At 59.9% G+C, this 1,483-nt stretch carries 2 protein-coding genes; both read left to right on the top strand.

Annotated features, from left to right (window positions below; translation table 11 throughout):
- A partial coding sequence (locus IEX32_RS20295) for a transposase (RefSeq protein WP_229736540.1) occupies nt 1-998 on the top strand: 998 nt, incomplete at its 5' end.
- Nucleotides 995-1,219, top strand: coding sequence for a cation transporting ATPase C-terminal domain-containing protein (locus IEX32_RS20290; RefSeq protein ID WP_188773344.1), 225 nt, complete (start codon nt 995-997; stop codon nt 1,217-1,219). The genes IEX32_RS20295 and IEX32_RS20290, both read left to right, overlap by 4 nt.
- The last annotated feature ends 264 nt before the right edge of the window (nt 1,220-1,483 follow it).

The raw sequence follows: 1,483 nt of genomic DNA, 5'->3' as shown, positions 1-1,483 counted from the left end.
AGCCGGTCACCTTGCTGCCGGATCGGGCACTGGAGACGTCGCGGGCCTGGCTTGCCAAACGCCCGTCGATATCGATTGTCGCGCGAGACCGGGGCGGTGGCTATGGTGAAGCGATCGCAAGAGGACTGCCTGACGCCGAGCAGGTTGCCGATCGTTGGCATCTCATGGAAAACTCTAGCCGAGCGTTCCTGGACGCCGTCAGCAAATCCATGCGGCAGATCAGGCAGGCGGTCGGCAGCAATGTCGTCGATCCCAAACTTCTTACTTATGCCGAGAAGCTGCAGTACGAAGGCTATGTCCGGCGGCAGGAAACCAACGAGGCAATTCTGCAACTGGCCAAGAGCGGCACGTCCATCCGGCAAATTGTCCGGCAAACTGGTCATAGTCGAAAGCTGGTTCGCGATGTATTGCGCGGGCAGCGACTGGACGTCTTCCGTACCCGACCAAGCTCCTTGGATAGCTGGTTGCCCTGGCTGAACGAGCGATGGGAGGCCGGTGACCGCAACGCTCTGGCACTTTGGCGTGAGATGCGTGCGGAAGGCTTCGTGGGCCAGAGCGGCGTTGTATCGCAGTGGGCACAACGCCGCCGTCTCGCCGAGAGGGCCAATCAAAGCGGCCTCATGCGCACGCCTTCGGCAAGGGTTCTAGCGCGCCTCTTGACCTCAGCTCAGGATGGCCTGGCTAAATCGGATGCGGTCCTCGAGAACAACGTCCCTGAACTGGTGGCAGCACGCAAAGCGATCGGCGACTTCCAATCCATGATCCGATCAAAGTCGGCCGCGAAACTTGATGGCTGGATCGAGATTGCCAAGGGCAGCCTCGTCGCGTCCTTCGTCAATGGTGTTGAGAAGGACCTGATTGCGGTCCGGAACGCGATCGTCTCACCATGGTCGAATGGCCAGACTGAGGGGCAGATCACGCGCCTCAAACTGATCAAGCGACAGATGTACGGGCGCGCGAAACTTGACCTGTTGCAGGCACGCGTGGTCGGCGCATGAGCATCGCCATCAGCAAATGTGAGTCAGAGCCAACTCTCAGCGGAATCAACATTCAGGTGACCTTTGTTTACCTGAAGCCCCTCAACGACCTGTTTCACACCTATCCTTTAAACGCGACCGACTGGGCCCTGTCCAGCGCGTTCGCGTTGGTGGGATTTTTCGTTATTTCGCTGGAGAAATGGTTCTGGCGAATGAAGCGGGCTGGCAAGGAACTGGCCTAACCTCTCCTATTCACGAAGCGTTGGTTTCGTGACCCGATCCGCTGACTGCGGGCTTTGCAGCGTGACAGAGGCGAGCGAGAGCGCTGCGTCTTTTTCACCGCGGGATTTTCGATAGGTTTGCGAGGTTGAAGGACTGGAGTTGGACTTTCGACGGCGTGGCCGCGCCGGCTATGTCGGGACAGGCTTGAGGGCGGCGGCGATGGTTCGGAGCACGGCGGCATCGGGACAGGCGGACGCGAAGGCGATCCGGATCCGGGAAGCGGT

The organism is Novosphingobium endophyticum (assembly GCF_014640675.1).
GTDB classification, from domain to species: Bacteria; Pseudomonadota; Alphaproteobacteria; order Sphingomonadales; family Sphingomonadaceae; genus Novosphingobium; species Novosphingobium endophyticum.
The sequence above is the reverse complement of the archived record's forward strand: the minus strand, read 5'-3'. Positions and strand labels throughout refer to the sequence as shown.

What these genes read in the sequence shown, in the direction of transcription:
- IEX32_RS20290 (WP_188773344.1), top strand. Translation starts at nt 995, where the DNA reads ATGAGCATCGCCATCAGCAAATGTGAGTCAGAGCCAACTCTCAGCGGA.